Origin of the sequence: Microcystis sp. M49636_WE2, from assembly GCF_030065375.1 — a bacterium.
GTDB lineage: Bacteria > Cyanobacteriota > Cyanobacteriia > Cyanobacteriales > Microcystaceae > Microcystis > Microcystis aeruginosa_C.
Genome location: NZ_JASJFG010000916.1, coordinates 1 through 2,724, shown reverse-complemented (window position 1 = coordinate 2,724; position 2,724 = coordinate 1). Strand labels below are relative to the sequence as shown.

Annotated in this window: 3 protein-coding genes; all 3 read right to left on the bottom strand. The window is 41.7% G+C overall.

The annotated features are described in order from the left end of the window. The coding region (locus PX484_RS20975) for a transglutaminase family protein (RefSeq protein ID WP_288105366.1) at positions 1-636 on the bottom strand (636 nt) is incomplete at its 3' end. Beyond that, entirely contained in the window at positions 636-1,637 is a 1,002-nt protein-coding gene (locus tag PX484_RS20970; RefSeq protein ID WP_287767067.1) for an alpha-E domain-containing protein, read from the bottom strand. The genes PX484_RS20975 and PX484_RS20970, both read right to left, overlap by 1 nt. A 68-nt stretch (positions 1,638-1,705) precedes the next feature. Continuing rightward, positions 1,706-2,724 (bottom strand): circularly permuted type 2 ATP-grasp protein (locus PX484_RS20965; RefSeq protein WP_288105364.1); only part of this gene is annotated, 1,019 nt, incomplete at its 5' end.

Sequence of the window (2,724 nt, the reverse complement as noted above, 5' to 3'; positions counted from 1 at the left end):
TTGGTCTAAATCTCCTTCTTGATAGCCACTGACAAAACGGGAAGCTAATCCCACACAGCGACACACATCCATAAATAAAACCACAAAATCGCGACAGGAACCCTGCTTATTTTTCCAAGTGTTTCCGGGTAGATAGGGTTCCCCGGTAAGACGAATAATTTGCTGACAATTGCGGTAAATTTTGTCATTAAGATTAAACAAGAAAGATAGCACCTGTCCTTCGGTTTCCTGCATAATTTCTTGGGCTAATGCTGCCACATCAGGGTCATTAGCTAACCCATAAAATTGTCTGTAGGGTTGTAATTGGCTGTGGAGGGAAATGGGATAATCAAAGGGTAAACAGGTCGCCCAAGGTTCCAACAAATACTGAAAAGGATTAACCCCATGGGTTTCCACTTCACTGACCACATCAATCAATAATTCTTCCGTCGGTTGATTAAACCAAATTTGTAAACAAGAATTGCCATCGAGGTCGATAATATTAGTTATCGTTAAAGGTTCTGGGTTAATTTTGAGCGTGAACTCTCGTAAAGTTTGCCCACCATCGGATTTTGGCCGCAAGCGCAGCAGATGAGGCGATAAAATCACGGGTTGATTATACAAATAATTAGTTTGATGCCGAATGTGATAACGCATTAAGTTGTTAATTGGGATTGATATTGAAAGTTATTTACTGCCAGAGGTGAGGCAAGTTCGGGATTAAAAACAAAGAAAGTTTCTGTCATTTTTATTCCCACATCATTAACTCTTTTTTGAATATGGTCGAGGAATTCATGCAATCCCATTTCAATAATATCCTCGATGGTTAGATAACTCATTTCCGCACAAAGTCGCCCTAAACTTCTTTCTACCGAATTGCCCCAAGTTCCTATAGGAGTCCCTGTAACTTGATGCAAACAGTGGTCTAATTCCCGCAGACAAAAGTGAATTGAACGAGGAAATTCTCGATTAAGAATTAAAAATTCGGCCACGTCACTAGGAGTAATCCGTCGTTGACATTTACGATACATTTCGTAGGCACTCACCGACCGCAGTAAAGCAATCCATTGAATTTGGTCTAGAGAAGTTCCTACCCATTGAGCGGAAGGTAAGAGATAATAGTATTTAACATCAAGAATTCTGGCGGTTTTATCGGCGCGTTCCTGTAATCTTCCCATAACGCCAAAATGCCAACCTTCATTATGAGTCATCGTTGCATCCATCACCCCCGCAAAACGGTGACTAGCCAATTTAACTTGGGTAAAAAAGTTCGGTAAAGTAGTTTGAGGATGGTAAGAGGAAGCATCTTTTACCATCAAGAAAAAACCATTAACCTGTTCCCACATTTCCGAAGAAATAATCTCGCGAACTGACCGAGCATTTTCTCGCGCCCAGCGCAAACAAGAGATAATTGAACTACTATATTCCGTGTCAAATGTCAAGAAATTGATCACATTTTCTGCGGTGGCTGTGCCGTAACGTTTCTTGAATTGTTCTAAATCTCCCGTGGTTAAAACTAAAGGTTCCCACTGTTGCAAAACACTGGTAGGTACATCTAACATTAAATTAAGGTTAACATCCATAAACCGGGCGACATTTTCTGCCCGTTCAATATAGCGATTTAACCAATAAATTGAATCGGCAACTCTACTAAGCATAATTAACTGGGAAAAAGGAAAGAGTAGGGTGGGTTAGTAACCCAGCAAAATTTCGATTATTGTCCTGATTACTTGGTTAAAACCCAAGTGTCCTTACTGCCACCACCTTGAGAGGAATTAACCACTAAAGAACCCTTTTTCAAAGCCACGCGAGTTAACCCTCCTGGATGCACATAAATTTCATCACCCCGATGGAGAATATAGGGACGTAAATCCACATGACGACCTTCAATTTCCCTGTCAATTAAAGTGGGAACCCTAGAAAGACTTAACACCGGTTGAGCGATATAATTGCGGGGATTAGCGGCAATGCGCGGGGCGAATTCTGCCCTTTGTTCGGGGGTGGATTGAGAACCGACTAACATCCCATAACCTCCCGATTCATTAGCGGCTTTCACAACTAATTTATCGAGATTATTTAAGACATAATCTAAGTCCTTTTCTCGCCAACAAAGATAGGTAGGAACGTTATTTAAAATCGCTTCTTCTCCCAGATAATAACGAATCATATCGGGGACAAAAGCATAAATAACCTTATCATCGGCGACTCCCGTACCAGGGGCATTAGCTAAAGCGACACGACCTTCCTGGAAAACTTTTAATAATCCTGGTACACCTAACATCGAATCGGGACGAAAAACCGCCGGATCTAAAAAGTCATCATCGAGGCGACGATATACCACATCTACCCGTCTTAATCCCTTGGTGGTTTTCATTTGTAGATAACCATCAAAGACAACTAAATCACGCCCTTCCACTAATTCTACCCCCATTTGTTGGGCGATAAAAGAATGTTCAAAGTAGGCAGAATTATAGGTTCCGGGGGTTAAAACCACCACGGTGGGATTAGGTAATTGGGCTGGGGCTAAATTGAGGAGAGTTTCCAACAGATGGGAAGGATAATCATCCACTGGTTTAACATTCATTGTCTGGAAAATATCGGGGAAGGTGCTTTTCATTACCCGACGATTTTCGAGGACATAAGAAATACCGGAAGGAACCCGCAAATTATCCTCTAAAACGTACCATTGACCATCTTTATCGCGGACTAAATCGGTTCCCGTGATGTGACACCAGATACCTCCGG

Bases quoted from the DNA above. Each gene is read 5' to 3' on its own strand.
- PX484_RS20970 (WP_287767067.1), bottom strand. From the start codon at position 1,637: ATGCTTAGTAGAGTTGCCGATTCAATTTATTGGTTAAATCGCTATATT.